Origin of the sequence: Microvirga sp. BSC39 (assembly GCF_000739015.1) — a bacterium.
In the GTDB taxonomy this organism is placed as follows: Bacteria; Pseudomonadota; Alphaproteobacteria; order Rhizobiales; family Beijerinckiaceae; genus Microvirga.
In genome coordinates this window covers 1-1,227 of sequence record NZ_JPUG01000013.1, presented here as the reverse complement: position 1 = coordinate 1,227, position 1,227 = coordinate 1, and the positions used below count along the sequence as shown (strand labels likewise).

Annotated in this window: 2 protein-coding genes; one reads left to right on the top strand and one right to left on the bottom strand. The window is 32.2% G+C overall.

The features are described from left to right. Positions 1–443 (bottom strand): helix-turn-helix transcriptional regulator (locus MA07_RS29380; protein WP_152568673.1); only part of this gene is annotated, 443 nt, incomplete at its 3' end. A 232-nt stretch (positions 444–675) separates the two neighbouring features. Between MA07_RS29380 and MA07_RS01170 the strand changes: the two genes are divergently transcribed. Further along, positions 676–1,059, top strand: coding sequence for a hypothetical protein (locus MA07_RS01170; RefSeq protein ID WP_200879300.1), 384 nt, complete (start codon positions 676–678; stop codon positions 1,057–1,059). Positions 1,060–1,227 lie beyond the last annotated feature (168 nt).

The window sequence follows — 1,227 nt, the reverse complement described above, 5'->3', positions numbered from 1 at the left end:
TCCATGACACTTCTTATTAAAACTTCACTTTCAAAATTGAATATCTCATTTATTTCTGACTGTTCTTCATCTGTTAGGTGATGATATTGAAGTTGTTTAGCATTTACTTCAGCAGCAACATCAATCCTAACTTTAGTTGTTCTAGTAATAGGTACTGTCAATCCGAATCCTCTAATTACCTCTTTGGAAATTTCGTCATCTTTAATATTAAGAAATGATCTAATTTCTGGATCTGTATCTGGAATGTCTAATACTTCAAATATTATTTTAACTGTAGCTATACTATTTGCTCTTTTACCAAACTTTCCATTCTCTATATTAGAGATTGTAGCCTGACTTACACCAACCATGTTGGCAAGTTCTGTAGTAGAGAAGCGTTTAACCATTTTTCTATGAGTTTTTATTAAGTTAGCGATTTTATGAATCACTTGTTCACTCATCATATTGTTCCTCCGGTATTAACTATTTGCTCTCATAATAACATAAATAATAAGTTATTAAAATAAAATGAATAAATTATAAATTATAAGATAAAAGATATTGATTAATAATTTTGATTAGATTATACTTAAATCAATCCCAGAAAAGTCGATAAAGTCTATACCATATTCCTGCCAATTAATTTTAATGGGATCATAAGTTCTATTAGAGTGATTTAATTAGGGGGCTATTTCATTGACAGTTAAAGAGAGAGAAGTTGAAAAAACGAATGTAGATGTAAAAGTACAACTTGAAATGTCAGATATCAATAAACAGTGTGAACAAACTGACACATTGATTGAACAATTAATCAATAGCAGCTTGCCAATTGAACGTGAATGGGCTGCGATGTATCAGATCAAACGTAGACAAGACAAAGGCGAATTAAACGCACATCAGGCACTTAAAGCAATTGGAAAGCTCGATCCCAAGACACAGGAAATGAGGGTATTTACATACATAATTCCATTGTATTACTACCTTGAAGTGGCAGAATACTCTAATCTTGCAGAAATGTCGACTATTGTAGATCTTGATTTAATCGAGAACAATGATGATATTAAAAGCTACTTATTATAACCGTTTGATGGCTCTGCTAGGTGCTTCAGCGTTCAGTCAAAATAAAATGACTCAAGCACGCTTTTACTGCTCCTACGGCATTAATTTAAAGAATATTGATAGATTGGTTGCATACAGCTGTCTGACAATGGGGAACACGTACATCCTTGATGATTATGAACGAGCGAA